Source organism: Desulfosalsimonas propionicica, from assembly GCF_013761005.1.
GTDB classification, from domain to species: Bacteria; Desulfobacterota; Desulfobacteria; order Desulfobacterales; family Desulfosalsimonadaceae; genus Desulfosalsimonas; species Desulfosalsimonas propionicica.
Map to the genome: position 1 here is coordinate 38,260 of NZ_JACDUS010000008.1, position 16,343 is coordinate 54,602.

The following is a 16,343-nucleotide window of genomic DNA, read 5'->3' on the forward strand; positions in this document are numbered from 1 at the left end:
TAATGGACAGGAAAGTCATAGATTGTCATGGAACTTGATAAGAACCCTATTTCTGCATGGCTGCAGGAAGATGATACAGATCGCCTGGAAACGCTCTGGCATGCGGCGGATCGGGTACGACGTGAGAATGTAGGTGATGCTGTTCATCTGCGCGGCCTGATCGAGTTCTCAAACCATTGTCAACGAAACTGTTTTTACTGCGGACTTCGATCGGCCAATAAAAAAATCCGCCGATATCGTATGGATCTTGACGAGATCGTTCACTGCGCCTGTCAGGCCAAAGATCTGGGCTATGGAACGGTTGTTCTCCAGAGCGGTGAGGACCCGGGGTGTTCGGACCACTGGGTGGCATCGCTGGTGCGGACGATCAAGGAACAAACCGGCCTGGCGGTGACGCTGAGCCTGGGCGAACGCGGCCGGGATGCCTTTTTGCTCTGGCGGGATGCCGGCGCGGATCGATACCTGATGCGCTTTGAAACCAGCAATGCCGGGCTGTATGCCAGGCTCCACCCCGGAGCGCCGGGGCTGGAAGAACGTTTTCGCCAGTTGCTGTGGCTGCGGGAACTCGGCTATGAAGTCGGAAGCGGGGTCCTGGTCGGACTCCCCGGCTCAACCCATATGGACCTGGCAAATGATATTTTGATGTTTGCTGAACTCGATCTGGATATGATCGGCATCGGTCCATGGATCAAACATGAATCAACCCCCCTCGGCAGAGGGGAATTACAGGATAACACCGACCATAAACGGGTGGCGGCGAGCGAGACAATGACCTACAAGATGATGGCCCTTGCCCGCCTTGCCTGCCCGCGAAGCAACATTCCCAGCACCACTGCCCTTGCCACCATCAACGCAGAAAACGGCTGCGAACATGGCCTTCGGCGCGGAGCGAACGTGCTTATGCCCAACATGACGCCGGCGGTCCATCGTGCCGATTATGAGATCTATCCGGCAAAGGCATGCTTTTTGGAATCTTCGGAACAGCGCTTCCGGATAGAAAATATCGGCCGATATGTCGGCACCGGCCGCGGCGATTCGCCCAACCGGGATGCCAGAATTGCAACAGGAGAAACATTATGAACATCAACGCAAGGCCGGGTATTGATTTTATCGATGAGGGCCTTTTTGAAGCCTTACTGAAAAAACCGGCCCCAGAGTCTTCCCGGATCCGGGAAATACTGGCCAAGAGCCTTGACAGGCAATGGCTTGACCTGGATGAAACAGCCATATTGCTCGCTGTCCGCGATCCTGATCTCAAACAGGAGATCTATGACACCGCCCGTGAGCTCAAAGATCGGGTTTACGGCAAACGCATCGTTTTGTTCGCGCCGCTTTATATCGGCAATGAATGTATAAACGACTGCTCCTACTGCGGCTTTAGATCCAGCAACAAGGAAGCCGTGCGGCGGACCCTCGATGACAGCGAAATTGGCAAACAGGTCAAAGCCCTGGAATCCGTCGGCCATAAACGACTGATCCTCGTATATGGAGAACATCCCCGCTACGATGCCGACTTTATCGCGCGCACGGTCCGGACAGTCTATGAAACACGGGGCGGTCACGACGAAATCCGGAGAGTCAACATCAATGCCGCTCCGCTCGATGAAGAAGGATACAGGATCGTACATGAAGCCGGCATAGGAACTTACCAGATTTTTCAGGAAACCTATCATCACGAGACCTATGGGCGGGTTCATCCCCGGGGGACGCGCAAAAGCGATTATCTCTGGCGCCTGGGCGGCCTGGACCGGGCAATGGCTGCCGGCTGCGACGATGTGGGGATCGGGGCGCTCTTCGGACTTTATGACTGGCGCTTTGAGGCGCTTGGACTGGTGGCGCATGCGCTCCACCTCCAGGCTGCTTTCGGAGTCGGCCCTCATACCATAAGCTTTCCCCGCCTCCAGCCGGCCAGCAACATGGATTTCCAGCAGGCCCATCTTGTGAGCGATGACGATTTTTACCATCTTGTTGCCGTGCTCCGCCTGGCTGTTCCCTACACGGGATTGATCTGCACAGCCCGGGAACGTGCCGAAGTCCGCCGCAATGTTCTCGGGTTCGGGGTAAGTCAGATCGATGCCGGCAGCCGGATTGAAATCGGCGGCTACACCGAGTCCAACGAGGTGCAGGAAATGGATCGCGAACAGTTTGCCCTCGGCGACATCCGGCCCCTTGATATCGTAATGCGCGAACTTTTGGAGGATGGATACCTCCCGAGTTTCTGCACAGCGTGCTATCGCCTGGGGCGGACGGGCGAACATTTTATGGAATTTTCCATACCCGGTTTCATAAAACGATTCTGCACGCCCAATGCCCTGACCACGCTTACTGAGTATTTGACCGATTACGCGTCAGAAAGGACACATGCTGTGGGCAAAAAGCTTGTCGATGACGAAATTGCACGGCTCGATGACAATGCAACACGCCGCAAACTGATCCAAAGGATTGAACAAATTCAAACCAGCGATGCACGGGATTTCTATTTCTGATCCGTTTGAACCCGGATCATCATGGTATGCCCAAGCCCGTTTGCATCCTGCTCCATGAACGCGGGCTTTGCTTATATAGCAATAAACTGAAAAGGATGACCTTCATGGCCAAAACGCCCAAAGGTTTTCGTCTGCATATCGGCCTTTACGGCCGGCGCAATGTCGGCAAAAGTTCCATTCTCAACGCCCTGACCAGTCAGCAGGTCAGCATTGTGAGCGATATTGCCGGAACAACGACTGACCCGGTTGAAAAACCCATGGAATTTCTTCCCATTGGTCCGGTTCTTTTTATCGATACTGCGGGCATTGATGATTCCGGAGCCCTTGGCCGGAAACGCGTCAGCCGGACAAGGGCGATACTGGATCGCACGGATGTGGCAATACTCGTTGTCCCGGCCGGAGAATGGACCAGCTTTGAGGATCAGATCCTGAAGGAACTTCAGCATCGGGAGATCCCGGTAATCCTGGTCTTTAATAAATCCGACCTGTCATCAGCCGGAGAGCAGTGCTGCCGACAGCTTTTCGATCAGGGGATTGCCCTGGTCCATGCAGTGGCGACCCGGGGCGAAGGGATGATCGATCTCCGGCAGGCCCTGATCCAGGTGACCCCTGACAGTTTTCTACAGGCTCCGCCCATAGTGGCTGATCTTGTCCCGCCCGGCAATCTTGCGATCCTGGTCACTCCCATTGACATTGAAGCGCCAAAGGGACGCCTGATCCTTCCCCAGGTCCAGTCGATCAGGGATCTTCTTGACGGAAATGCGCTTTCCATGATTGTCAAAGAAAGTGAGCTGTCAACCGCCCTGGATCTTTTGAAAACCCCGCCTGTTCTGGTGGTGACCGATTCCCAGGCATTTCTCAAAGTCGCGGCAGACACGCCGGATTTTATTGTCATGACCAGTTTTTCCATCCTCTTTGCCCGCGCCAAGGGGGATCTTGAGGCATTTGTGGAAGGGGCAATGGCAATCGAAACCCTCAGGCCCGGCGATCATGTTCTTATTGCCGAGGCATGCACACACCACCCGGTTGACGAAGACATCGGACGGGTAAAGATTCCGAACTGGCTGACTGAATATGTCGGCGGGAAACTAGAATTTTCCTTTGTTCGGGGGCACGATTTTCCCGGTGATCTCAGGCCGTATCAGCTTGTCATTCACTGCGGGGCCTGCATGTGGAACCGCCGGGAGATGCTTTCCAGGCAGCTTTTTGCACGGAAATCCGGCGTTCCCATGGCCAATTACGGCCTGACCATCGCCTATACGCTCGGGATTTTTGACCGCGCGCTCAGCCCGTTTCCGGCGGCCCGCCAGATCTATCTCGACCGGGCGAATCAGAAAAACCGCAATTCCTGAATCCGGGTCAATTTTAAAATAAATACTGTATGAACTTTATTATCTATTGCCCGAATGAAAACCAGGATTTTTCATCAAGGTCAAGGACGGCGGAAATTTTAACCGCAGGAATACTCGGCGTATTTTGAGGATTCAAATTTGGGCCGGACGCAGAGATTGGCGGAAAAGACAGTTTTCGTTCAGGCACTATCTAACCAAATTAACACGGAGGCACACATGGCAAAGGTCATTTTCGGGGCCTGGGACGGCAACGTCATAGACAACCGAAACCGGAAGATATACGAAATTGAAGAAGATCCTGCTTTCCGGGATTTTGACGAGTTCAATCCGGGCAATCCAATCAAGGCGTTTTTCGGCGGCCACGGGTTTTTCATCTTTGAAAAGGATGTGGACCTGCTGGATGCAGCGCTCCAGCACATGGAACGGGTGGCCAGGGAATCCTGCGGCAAGTGCACACCCTGCCGGGTGGGCACCCAGATCATTAAATCGAAACTGGAGGCCATGGCCGCAGGCCAGGTCGCTGCACCGGCACTCGATGAGATCGAGACAATAGCCGAGCACATCCAATCGACTTCCATGTGCGGTCTGGGCCAGACAGCCACTGTAGCCCTTCTGGAAATGATTCGATATTTCAGGGAGGAACTCCTCCACCAGATGGAGAACCGCAACGGCGCAGCCAGGCAGCCGGGGGCCACTTATCTTTCGGCCCCCTGCATTGAGGCATGCCCTTCCCGGGTGGATGTTCCGCGATACATAGACTATATCAAGGACGGAAAGTTCACCCACTCCCTGGGCGTCATCCTCCAGAAATACCCCATGGCGGCCACCTGCGGCAGGGTCTGCGTCCGCTTCTGTGAAATGGCCTGCCGCCGGACCCAGGTGGATGAGGCCGTTGGCATCAAGGTACTTAAGCGCTTTGTTGCTGATCACGAAAAATACACCACAAACGACTGGTTCTCCGCCTACTCGGTCCCTGAAAAGAAACCCGACGACCTGAAAGTGGCTGTCATCGGCGCCGGACCTGCAGGCATTTCAGCGGCATATCACCTCTTGCTCAAGGGATATCCGGTGGACGTCTTCGAGGCCAGGGCCGTGCCGGGAGGGATGGCGGCTACGGGAATCCCCGAATACCGATTGCCCAAGGAAGTTCTGCGCAAGGAAACCGGTATCATCGAGACCCTTGGCGGAAAGATTTTCTACGGCCGGAAAATGGGCCGGGATTTTACGCTGAAAAGCCTTTACGCAGACGGCTATCAGGCGATTTTTTTAGGGGTGGGCACCCACAAGGGCAAGGCCATGGGAGCCATCGGAGAAGACCCCAAGCTGAAAGGATACGCCTTTGGCGTCGACCTCCTCCTTAAAATCAACCATGACTACATTGACAGGGGCATCCCCATGGAACTCGGGGAGAAAATGGTGGTTGTGGGCGGCGGCAACGTGGCCATGGACTGTGTTCGGTCGGCCCTGCGAATGGGGGTCAGGGAGGTTCACCTGGTGTATCGCCGGAGCCGCAACGAAATGCCCGCAGACCAGGAGGAAGTGGAGGGCGCGGAAAAAGAAGGTGTTATTTTTCATTTTCTTACCCATCCCACCAGGATCATCTCGGAAAACGGCCGGGTAAAGGGCCTGGAGCTGATCAAAATGGAACTGGGAGAACCCGACAAGAGCGGACGGCGATCGGTGACCCCAATGCAGGGATCGGAATTCACCCTTGAAACCGATGCAGTTGTGCCGGCCATCGGCCAGCAGGTCGAGCATGGGTTCCTTTTGCCTGAAGATGATGTTGATTTCAACAAATGGGGCATGATCGATGTGAAAGAAGATGCCCTCATGACCACCCGCAAAGGAGTCTTTGCCGGCGGCGACTGCGTCACCGGACCGGCCACCCTTATCCAGGCTATGGCCCAGGGCGAACGGGGTGCCGAAGGTATCGACAATTATCTTACCCACGGTCGGATCCGTTTCAATCCGGATCTGCGGATGTCCCGGCTGGTGCATGCCATACAGCCCATGATCAAAAAAGGCGTCTCCATACCCATCAAGCACGAATACCGGGTCAAGGTCAGGGAACTGGACCCCGAAATCCGCAAAAGGATCTTCGAGGAGGTGGAAGAACCCATCTCCGTTGACGAGGCCTATCACGAGGCAAGCCGGTGCATGCGCTGCTACCGGGTCTATTCCGTCATTACCGAACAATAAGGAGTTTTTCATGATTGGATATATCAACGGCAAAAAGGTGGAATTCAATGCCGACGATACCGTGCTGAATGTGGCCAAAAAGACCGGCCACTTTATCCCCACCCTCTGCGAGATGGCCGACATCCGACACGTTCCGGGCGCCTGCCGGGTCTGCCTGGTCGACATCAAGAGGAAAAACGATTCTCACCACCAGATTGTTACATCCTGTACCACACCCATGGAAGAAGGAATGTCGGTGCTCACCCGGACTTCGGCGGTCAGGGCCAAACAGCGGCTTCAGGTGGAAATGCTTTTGGCCGACCATAACCAGGACTGCGCCACCTGCATCCGCCACGGAAACTGCGAACTCCAGGATGTGGCACAGTTCGTGGGGCTCCAGAAGACCCGGTACCACTACCCGCACTTCTACCTTGAGCGAACACAGGACAGCTCCTCCACCGCCATAGAACGGGACATGTCCAAATGCATCCGCTGCTTCCGGTGTGTCACTGTCTGCAGGGAAATTCAGGGGGCGGACGTGCTTGTTATTAAGGAAAAGGGACTGGCCACGGAGATAAGTGTCAGAGATCAGCTGCCCCTGGGCGACTCGGATTGCGTCAGTTGCGGGCAATGCATCCTGGTCTGTCCGGTAGGGGCCCTTGCGGAAAAAGATGACACCGAAAAAGTCATCGATTACCTCTATGACCCCGAGGTGGTGACGGTATTCCAGTTCGCTCCGGCCCTCAGGGTGGCCCTGGGCGAGGAGTTCCATATGCCCCCGGGAGCCAACGTGGAAGGGCAGATCATCACAGGCCTTAAAAACCTTGGGGCGGACGTGGTGTTGGACACCAATTTTACGGCCGATCTGGTGATCATGGAGGAAGGGACCGAACTGCTCAGCAGGCTCAGGGAAAACGGCTGTCTGCCCATGTTCACCTCCTGCTGTCCGGGGTGGGTCAATTACGCCGAGAAAAATTACCCGGAGCTGCGTCCTCACATCTCCACCACCCGATCTCCTCAGCAGTGCTTCGGGGTTATCGCCAAGACCTATCTGGCGGAAAAAATGAACGTGGACCAAAAGCGGATGCGGGTGATCTCCATCATGCCCTGTACGGCAAAAAAGGAAGAGGCACAACGGCCGGAGTTCATACAGGACGGCATTCCCGATGTGGACGTGGTGCTCACCACTCGAGAGTTCGCCCGGCTGCTGAAACGGGAAGGGACAAAGCTTCCGGAGCTTGAACCCTCGGCCTTTGACAACATCTACATGGGTGAATACACCGGGGCCGCGGCCATTTTCGGCACAACCGGCGGTGTAATGGAGGCTGCCCTGCGAACGGTCCACAAGAAGATAACCGGCCTTGAGCTGGGACCCATCGAGATGGAGGCGGTCCGGGGACTTGAACACGTTCGCGAGGCCACCATTGATATGGGCGAAGGCAATCCTACGGTGCGGGTTGCCGTGGCCCACAGCCTCAAGGGGGCCAGGCAGGTGGTGGAGGCTGTTCAAAACGGAGAGGCAGACTACCATTTCGTGGAGGTCATGGCCTGTCCGGGCGGCTGTATGGGCGGCGGGGGACAACCCCGGAGCAAACACGCATACCAGAGTTCCTGGCAGGCACGCCAGGCAGCACTCTATAATATAGATCGTGAAGCACCAGTACGTCAGTCCCACAACAACCCGCTTATCATTAAACTATATGACGATTTTTTGGGCAAACCGTATTCCCACAAGTCACATGACCTGCTCCACACCAGTTACCGCGACCGGAAACGCATAGTTCAACACACCATGAAAAAGATCTGGGAGGAAATCGAAGAGCGGGAATAGTTTGAAATAAAACCTCTCTGGCTTTTGATAGCCGGGGAGGTTTTTTACACATCCTTATTCTGTCTCTTTTTACCCGGCTTGACACCGGCGGCAAAAAGGGATAAAGGTGTTTCAAAAATCAGAAGCAGCAAATGTTGCGGTTCAGGCAAACGGAACGCGGTGCAAATCCGCGGCGCACCCGGCGCTGTAACCGGAAATACCGTCTTTTCGCATCAATGATGCGGCCACTGCAGGCTTAAATCCCCTGCGGGAAGGCAGAGGGCGGGTGAAATCCGGCAAGCCAGAAGACGTGCCTGCAACAGGCGATATCGGAATCCGATGGCAAAGGGTTTCGACGGGAGGAAAATCTCCGGTCGGAGCCCTTTTTTTATTTGGCCGGGGTTTTTGTTTGAATCGGAAAATCGGCAGAACCGACTTTCTCCGAACTCATCAAAATGGATTAAAAAGGAGGCAAACATGGAAACCCAGCTTGAACTCGCCCGGCAAAACCGGGTCACTCCGCTGATGCAGCGGGTGGCCGAAGACGAAAACATGGCCGTGGAGCAGATTGTTCGTCAGGTGGCAGCCGGCCGGATCGTGATTCCCAACAACCCCGGCCGGTCCGGCCAGAAGGTGGTGGGTATCGGCACCGGCCTTCGCACCAAGGTCAATGCTTCCATCGGCACATCCTCGGATATCTGCGATATCGCCCTGGAGGTGGAAAAAACCCGGGTGGCCGAAGCAGAAGGCGCAGACACCCTCATGGAACTGTCTGCCGCAGGCGATCTTGACGCCGTGCGCCGGGCGGTCATCCACAGCACGAGCCTGCCGGTGGGAAACGTGCCCCTGTATCAGGCGTTTCACGACACCATCCGGAAAACCGGTGATCCCACCCGTATGGATCCCGAGTATCTGTTTGATCTTATTGAAAAACAGCTTGCAGACGGCCTGAGTTTCATGGCCATCCACTGCGGGGTCAACCGTTACACCATCGAGCGGCTGCGCCGGCAGAAATTCCGTTACGGCGGCCTGGCCTCCAAGGGGGGCACGTTTATGGTGGCCTGGATGGAGAAAACCGGCAGGGAAAATCCCTTATACGAGCAGTTTGACCGGGTATGCGGGATCATGAAAAAATATGACGCCGTGCTCTCCCTTGGAAATGGCATCCGGGCCGGGGCCATCCATGACAGCCACGACCGGGCCCAGGTGGCCGAGATGGTTATCAACTGCGAGCTTGCCGAAATTGGCCGCGACGCGGGCTGCCAGATGATGGTGGAAGGGCCGGGTCATGTGCCCATGGATGAAATCCAGGGCAACATCATGCTTGAAAAGCGAATGTCAGGCAATGCCCCGTATTACGTGCTCGGCCCGATTCCGGCCGATACCGGTGCGGGCTTAGACCACATCACCGCCGCCGTCGGTGCGGCCAGTTCTGCACGCTACGGGGCGGATCTGATCTGCTACATCACCCCGGCCGAGCACCTGGCCCTGCCCAATGCCGAAGATGTCCGCCAGGGGGTGCGTGCCACGCGCCTGGCCGCCCGCATCGGCGATATCTCCAAATATCCGGAGCGGCGGGAGACCGAGAAAATGGCGGCTTTGGCCAGGCGCGACATGCAGTGGCAGGACCTGGAAAGTCTTTTGATGTTTCCGGAGGAGGCAAGGCGGATCAGGGACTCCCGGGCCCCGGAAAAGGCAGAGACCTGCACTATGTGCGGTGATTTTTGCGCCATGAAAAAGGGCATGGCCTTGTTTGCACAAGACATTGGCGGAGACAAGCAGGCGCCGGGGCGCAGTACCGCCGCACAGGGCGGCGGCGCATAACAGGGCCGGGCGCCGGCTCAAAGCAAAGGGCCCGGCTGCCGGCTTTACCCGAGGCCGTATTTTTCCAGCTTGTTGTAAAGGGTTCTCCGGGTGATGCCCAGCAGCCGGGCCGCCTCGCTTTTGTTGCCCCCGGCCCGTTCCAGGGCGCTGACAATGGCGGATTGTTCCATTTTGTCAAGGGAGCCGCCTTCATCAGCCCCGGCAGCCCCGGCTTGCGTGGCAGCTTGCGGTTGCGCCCGGCCGTTGTTTTGCGAAATGTTTAAGGGCAGGTCTTTTTCCGTGATGTATTCGCCGGGCGACAGGATGACCGCGCGTTCCACCGCGTTTTCCAGTTCCCGTACGTTTCCGGGCCACGGGTATTTGAGCAGATCATCCATGGCCCTGGGCGTAAAGCCCTTGATGGGCTTGCGGTTCCGCCCTGCATACTGGTTTATGAAATGCTGTGCCAGTGCGGCGATGTCGTCAGTGCGTTGGGCCAGGGGCGGAATGTGGAGGTTGACCACGTTTAACCGGTAAAACAGATCCTCCCGGAATTGGCCGTCTGCCACCATCTGCCCCAGGTCCTTGTTTGTGGCCGCAAGAATCCGGACGTCCACGGCAACCGGGTTTTCTCCGCCCACGCGCTGGATTTCACCCTCCTGGAGCACCCGCAGCAGCTTGGCCTGCATGGCCATTGACATTTCTCCGACCTCGTCGAGAAACAGGCTGCCCTGGTGCGCCCGGACAAACCGTCCCTCTCTGCGCTTGTCAGCCCCGGTGAATGCGCCTTTTTCGTGACCGAAAAGCTCGGATTCCAGAAGCGACTCTGTCAGGGCCGCGCAGTTGACCGAAACCATGGGCCCGCTGCTGCGGCTGCTGTTGGCGTGAACCGCCCGGGCAATGAGTTCCTTGCCGGTGCCGCTTGCCCCGGTGATCAAAACCGTGGCCTCAGAGGGCGCGATGGTGACCACCATATCCAGCAGGGATTTCATCTGCGTGCTGACGGAAACAATCTGCCGGCTTTCTGCAAGGTTTTTAAGCCGCGCCTTCAGGTCCTGGTTTTCGTGCTTGAGCCGCGTGTGTTCAAGGGCCCTTTGAATGGTTAACTGCAGTTCGTCAAAGTCCAGGGGCTTGGTCAGGTAATCATAAGCCCCGGCCTTCATGGCCTCCACCGCGGATTGAACCGATGAATAGGCCGTCATGATGACAATGGGGATGGCGGGATTGTAGGCCTTGATCTCCTTTAGGGCATCAATGCCGCCCATCTTCGCCATGCGGACATCCATCAGAATCAGCTCAAATGGGCGCTGCCTGACCCGGTCCACCGCGGCCCGGCCGCCATCTGCTTCGCTGATGTTGTAGCCCCAGGTTTTCAATAAGGTCCTTAAGGTGGTGCGATGGCCCGGGTCATCATCAACCACCAGAATTTCCGAAAGATTTTTGTTTTCCATTTGTCATGCCTCTTTTGTTGCCGCATTGGCTGAAGCCGGCAGGGTGATGGTAAAAACCGTGCCTTCCTCAGGAGAGCTTTTAACAGTGATGCGCCCGTTGTGACTTTCCACTATTTTATGAACAATGGCCAGCCCGAGTCCGGTGCCCGAGGCCTTGGTGGTGAAATACGGATCAAATATCTTTGCCAGATCAGCCCGGTCAATGCCCGGGCCGTTGTCTTGGACCTGGATGACAATGTTTTCATCTGTGCCGGGGCTGCTTGTCACCTTAAGGATGCCGCTGCTTTCCATGGATTGAATCGCGTTTAAATACAGGTTGAGAAGGCACTGGATAAACCGGTCTGAATCAATATCTGCATGGGGCAGGTTCTGGCCTTTGGAAATCCGGATATCAATGTTTTTCTCTGCAGCCTCCTGGCGAACCAGGTGAAGGGAGTGGTCCAGAACCGGGTTGATATCTGCGGGCCGGGCGTTGATTTCCGAAGGGCGGGCAAATTCCAGCAGCTCTGAAATCACCCGGTTCAGTCTGTCGGTTTCCTGGACCATGACGGCTGCGGCATCCCGTGCTTCCGGGTCCTGTGCGTACCTGGCTTTGAAATAAGTGGCCATGCCCTTGACCGAACTCAGCGGATTTCTGATTTCATGGGCGATGCCCGCGGCGAGTTCCCCGACTGCGGCCAGTTTTTCCTTGCGCTGGACAGTCTGCTGCAGATCCTTGATTTCTGTGAGATCCCGTAAAATCACCATGCTGCCGATAAAGGCCCCGTCTTCGTTGATGATGCCAGTAGAGCTCACACTCAGCGGAACCCGCTTTTGCCCCGGCAAAAATATACATTCAAGTTCATGCTCCATGATTTGTTTGTCTGCCTGCTGCCGGCAAATCAGCTGCGCCAGGTTGTCCGGCAGCATCTCGTCTGCAAATTGTCCGCGCACGGATTTGGCATCCAGGCCGGTAATGGATTCGGCCGCCGGGTTATGCAAAACGATTCTGCCTTCGGCGTCGGTTACCATAAGGCCCACCGGAAGGCTTGCGACCACCTGATCGGCCATGGCGCTGGTATCCTGTAGCCGCTGCCGGGTAGTTCTGTAGTTGCGCGCAATGAGCATGATGGCCATGCCTGTAAAGCCCAGGATGAAGAGCACCAAGGAAATAATGGCGGTAATCTTAATGTCCTGCTGCCGGGCCTCGATAAACGGGGTGCGGTCAAATCCGATAAATATGATCTGTTTGTTTTCTTCAGAATTATCCGGGATGCGCCAGGACCGGCCTTGTTGAGCCCGGCCGGGCCGGGGTGCGAACTGGCGCAGGTGTCCCATTTGCCGGCGGTTTGCGTTCCGGCCGGAAAAAGGGTTGAAAAAGCTGTAAACCTCAAATGCCGGTTTTCCGCTTTGTGTTTTAGTCAGTTGCCATTTGGCCGATTCTCCCGGGTTCAGGGCCTCCTGATCGCCGGATTTCACGAAAAACCGGGCATTGATTTGTTCGGGATCACTGTGGGCAAGGATCCGGCCGTTTATGTCGGTAATGGCGATGTAGAGGACATCGGCCTGATCCGCTAGTTCCTGGAGCAGGTACTGAACCTGGTTTTCATTCCAGCCCATGGCCCGCATGCCGGTTCTGGTGCCGGCTTCAAAGGATTTGATCAGCGCAGCGCCTTTTTCCAGCAGAATTTGGGACATGTATTGTTTTTCGCGGTTGTGGTTGCTCACGGCCAGAGACACAACGATGACCAGCAGGATGGCTGCGGCGCTGATAATCATCCAGGGAAACGAGTATATGCTTATGTGCTTTTTGTTGATCATAGTTTATGGGCCTGTAAAAAGTCTTTTTTACAGGTAGAGTTAAGTTTTAAGTGATTAAGTGTTAAGTAAAATCAAGATTTTGTCTTTTATTATTTATTGGTTGTAAAAACATGGGGCGGAAAAACCGACCCCGGCCGCAGGGCTTTCTTCCTGTAAAAATGCCAAGCAGCATAAAAAGCTTTTTACAGGGCAATCATATTGATCCATGCAAATTTAATGCCCTGTGCCGCACATACAAAAATATTTTAAAATACCGGTTAGTTAAATCTTTGCAAGAAGCCTGTTTGCCCCCTGGTGAGTATATTTTTTACAGGCTTGTATAAAATATATACAAAAACTTGTGAAAAATCCATGACCATATGTTTTTTGAGTTGGCGCTTATTGTTTTTTCTATAAAAAATCAATGTGTTATAATTTTATTCAAAGGCTGGCACACCTGTTGCTTTTAAGTTGTCAAACAGATCATTTGTGAAAAAACTGTAAAATCAATAACCCAAAGGAGGAAGGAAAAATGATGAAAAAGACAGTTACCATACTTACAGTGCTGGCAGTGGCCGGTCTGATCGCGGGCGTGGCATTTGCCGGGCCCCGGGGCGGCCCCGGGGGCGGTTACAATCAGGGCTACGGACCCGGAGCCCATGCCGGGACCTGTTATTACGGCGAAAACTTCGGACCGCAGCATCAGGCTTTTCTTGATGAAACCGCGGATCTTCGAAATGAATTGGCAGGCAAGCGCGGTGAGTATCATGCGCTGATGGCCAATGGCAATCCCGACCCGAAGCAGGCCGCGCGGCTACAGCAGGAAATGAACAGCATTCGGGAGCAGATTCGGGCAAAGGCCCGGGACCGCGGCATTAATGCACCTGTTGGAACCCGCGGCTACGGCGGACGGGGTTACCACAGAGGAGGCCGGTGCTGGTAGGCCGACTGCAACCACTGCCCGGGGCCAAGCCTGTCGGTTGAGCTCCGGGCATTTTTTTATCTGCTTTCCATCCCGCCATTCTATCATTTATTGTCCCCTTATGTTTTCAGCTCGGTCGTGGTATACTGCTTCAAAAAACCGGGACTAATCATGATGCACTCGTAAAAAGTCACGATCTGACGGCTTTGTAAAAGTTCAAGATCAAGGCTTGCGCGATTCCGAAGAATGCAGCGTACCTAACGTACGTGAAATTCTGAGGGATCGCGCGTAACGCAGATATTGGACTTTTACGAAGCCGTCAATCTTGAAAACAGGAAACCAATGACACAATTGACAGCAGATCTGAACCGATCCATCGACATCGGCGGCCGGCAGGCGGATTCGCGCCTGCTAATGGCGCCCATGGCCGGTCTGACCCACGTGGCCTTCCGGCACCTGGCGGCCGGGTATGGCGGATACGGACTCATGTTTACCGAGATGTGCAGTGCAAAAGCACTTCCCCAGGAAAATCCCAGGGTATCACCCGTATTTCAGTGGCGGCCATCTGAACTGCCAAACCTGGTCTGCCAGATTTTCGGGTCAGACCCGGATACAATGGTCCGGGCGGCCCGGCGGATCGAATCCGAGGGGTTTTTCGGGGTGGATGTCAACATGGGGTGCTGCGTGGCCGCCATTTGCAAGCAGGGCGCGGGCGCGGCCCTGCTGCGGCAGCCGGACAGGGCAGCTGATATTGTGGCTGCTCTGCGCGGGGCGGTCGATATCCCGGTTACGGTAAAATTCCGTACGGGCTGGCAGGATGATCCGGACCTTGCTGTGAACATGGCCCGTCGTCTGGCCGATGCAGGCGCAGACGCGCTGACTTTTCATCCCCGGGTGGCCCCGGATCTGCGCGCCAGACCGCCGAAATGGGATTATATCCGGGCGGTCAAAGAGGCGGTGGACATCCCGGTATTTGGCAACGGAGAGGTGTTTTCGGAAAAAGACTGCCGGGCCATGCTTGATAAAACCGGCTGCCACGGGGTGGCGCTGGGCCGCATGGCCCTGGCGCGGCCCTGGATTTTTGCACAATGGACCGGGGGCTTTGTGCCTGACGAAGAGACTTATCCCAAATGCGCCCACCGGATGCTGGATCTGCTGGCGCACTATTATGAGTCGGTCAACGCCCTTCGGCGCTTTCGGAAATGGATTGTTTATTTTGCCGCCAATTTTGTCTACGGCCACCAGTTTTCCTCAAAGGTGCGCCGGGCCAAAGATATGGATGCGGCCCGCAGGGAAATCGACGCTTTTTTTGCATCTGATGCCGCACGGGGCAGTGTCCCCAACCGCAACCTGTTCCAGTGAACCAGGGCTGGTTTCTTTATCGACTCTTTACAAATGGCTCTGAATGTGCAATAAATTATGGCTATTTTTGTTTTTGAATCAAAAAACCATAAAACATTGGTTGTCTACAGGGTGCGCTTGTGATGCTTTGGGACCCGGGCAATATGACCATACGTGAAGATTTTGAAAAACGGGAGGACGCCTTTATCTCGCCCTACGGGGTCAAGGCTTCCGCATCTGCCGGGCGCAGGGAGCCAGAGCCGGCGTGCCCGGTGAGAACCGTGTTCCAGCAGGACCGGGACCGGATCGTGTTCTGCAATGCATTCAGGCGTCTGAAGCACAAGACACAGGTATTTTTGTCCCCCCTGGGCGATCACTACCGCACCCGGCTCACCCATACCCTTGAAGTGGCAGAGGTGGCCCGCACCATCTGCCGGGCCATGCGCTTAAACGAGGACCTGGCAGAAGCCGTGGCCCTGGGCCATGATCTGGGCCATACCCCTTTCGGACACTCCGGGGAAACCGCGTTAAAGGAAATTTTCAGCGCGGAATTCAATCACAGCGAACAGAGCCTGCGGGTGGTGGACGTGCTGGAGCGAAACGGCCGGGGCCTGAATCTGACCCGTGAGGTCAGAGACGGTATTGTCAAGCACTCCAAGGGGTTTGGCGACATCATCCCGGCCGACCCCGGCAAGATGGCCGCCACGGTTGAGGGCAGGATTGTGCGGTTTGCCGATATCATCGCCTACCTCAACCATGATCTCGATGATGCCGTGCGAAGCGGGGTGGTTCGACAAAGCCATATTCCGGAAATCTGTGTCAAAACCCTGGGAGGCACCCACGCCCAGCGGGCCACCACCATGATCCGGGATTTGATCTTTTCCAGCCGTGTGATGGACGATCATCTGGAACTGGCTTTTTCAGACGAGATGTTTTCCGCCATGAGCGAGCTGCGCCAGTTTCTCTATGAAAATGTTTATCGTTCCGCGCCGGTGCATGCCGAGTTTATCAAGGCCAAAAAACTCATATCCGAGCTCTACGCTTATTTCCTCAATCATCCGGATCAGCTTAGGGAAAAAATGACCGGTCTGGAAATGGAGGAGGGCTATTTTGAATCCACGCAGGTGGAAAGAATCATCTGCGATTATATCGCCAGCATGACCGACCGGTATGTGCTGCGGCTGTATAATGAAATTTTTATCCCCACGCCCCTGGTGTAAT

Annotated in this window: 11 protein-coding genes and 1 riboswitch; of the genes, 9 read left to right on the forward strand and 2 right to left on the reverse strand. The window is 55.4% G+C overall.

Annotated features, from left to right (window positions below):
- Positions 1–27: 27 nt before the first annotated feature.
- From hydE to thiC, 6 genes are all read left to right on the forward strand, one after another.
- Positions 28–1,080, forward strand: a complete 1,053-nt coding sequence (gene hydE / locus HNR65_RS12790; RefSeq protein WP_181551908.1) for a [FeFe] hydrogenase H-cluster radical SAM maturase HydE — start codon at positions 28–30, stop codon at positions 1,078–1,080.
- Positions 1,077–2,486 carry a [FeFe] hydrogenase H-cluster radical SAM maturase HydG gene (gene hydG / locus HNR65_RS12795; protein ID WP_181551909.1) on the forward strand — a complete coding sequence of 470 codons (1,410 nt, stop codon included), beginning with the start codon at positions 1,077–1,079 and terminating at the stop codon, positions 2,484–2,486. Before hydE ends, hydG begins: the two co-directional genes overlap by 4 nt.
- A gap of 104 nt (positions 2,487–2,590) precedes the next feature.
- Positions 2,591–3,838 carry a [FeFe] hydrogenase H-cluster maturation GTPase HydF gene (hydF, locus tag HNR65_RS12800; RefSeq protein WP_181551910.1) on the forward strand — a complete coding sequence of 416 codons (1,248 nt, stop codon included), beginning with the start codon at positions 2,591–2,593 and terminating at the stop codon, positions 3,836–3,838.
- Positions 3,839–4,054: 216 nt separating this feature from the next.
- Positions 4,055–6,037, forward strand: a complete 1,983-nt coding sequence (locus HNR65_RS12805) for an FAD-dependent oxidoreductase (protein WP_181551911.1) — start codon at positions 4,055–4,057, stop codon at positions 6,035–6,037.
- A 10-nt stretch (positions 6,038–6,047) separates the two neighbouring features.
- Positions 6,048–7,847, forward strand: a complete 1,800-nt coding sequence (locus HNR65_RS12810; RefSeq protein WP_181551912.1) for a 2Fe-2S iron-sulfur cluster binding domain-containing protein — start codon at positions 6,048–6,050, stop codon at positions 7,845–7,847.
- A gap of 126 nt (positions 7,848–7,973) precedes the next feature.
- Positions 7,974–8,158, forward strand: a riboswitch (cobalamin riboswitch).
- Between the two features lie 145 nt (positions 8,159–8,303).
- On the forward strand, positions 8,304–9,650 hold the full coding sequence (gene thiC, locus HNR65_RS12815; RefSeq protein ID WP_181551913.1) for a phosphomethylpyrimidine synthase ThiC: 1,347 nt from the start codon (positions 8,304–8,306) through the stop codon (positions 9,648–9,650).
- 44 nt (positions 9,651–9,694) lie between these two features.
- Here thiC and HNR65_RS12820 read toward each other — a convergent pair whose 3' ends face one another.
- Together HNR65_RS12820 and HNR65_RS12825 are read right to left on the reverse strand one after the other, a co-directional pair.
- On the reverse strand, positions 9,695–11,080 hold the full coding sequence (locus HNR65_RS12820) for a sigma-54-dependent transcriptional regulator (RefSeq protein ID WP_181551914.1): 1,386 nt from the start codon (positions 11,078–11,080) through the stop codon (positions 9,695–9,697).
- A gap of 3 nt (positions 11,081–11,083) precedes the next feature.
- A complete protein-coding gene (locus HNR65_RS12825) occupies positions 11,084–12,880 on the reverse strand; it encodes an ATP-binding protein (protein ID WP_181551915.1) in 1,797 nt (598 codons plus the stop codon).
- A gap of 511 nt (positions 12,881–13,391) precedes the next feature.
- On the opposite strand from HNR65_RS12825, the gene HNR65_RS12830 reads away from it, so the two are divergent.
- The 3 genes from HNR65_RS12830 to HNR65_RS12840 all read left to right on the forward strand — a co-directional run bounded on the left by HNR65_RS12830 (position 13,392) and on the right by HNR65_RS12840 (position 16,342).
- Positions 13,392–13,802: a periplasmic heavy metal sensor gene (locus tag HNR65_RS12830; RefSeq protein ID WP_181551916.1), complete on the forward strand. Its 411-nt coding sequence runs from the start codon at positions 13,392–13,394 to the stop codon at positions 13,800–13,802.
- A 321-nt stretch (positions 13,803–14,123) separates the two neighbouring features.
- The gene (locus HNR65_RS12835) at positions 14,124–15,143 is read left to right on the forward strand and encodes a tRNA dihydrouridine synthase (RefSeq protein WP_181551917.1); all 1,020 of its coding nucleotides are present in this window, start codon (positions 14,124–14,126) and stop codon (positions 15,141–15,143) included.
- A 143-nt stretch (positions 15,144–15,286) separates the two neighbouring features.
- Positions 15,287–16,342: a deoxyguanosinetriphosphate triphosphohydrolase gene (locus tag HNR65_RS12840; RefSeq protein ID WP_181551918.1), complete on the forward strand. Its 1,056-nt coding sequence runs from the start codon at positions 15,287–15,289 to the stop codon at positions 16,340–16,342.
- The last annotated feature ends 1 nt before the right edge of the window (position 16,343 follow it).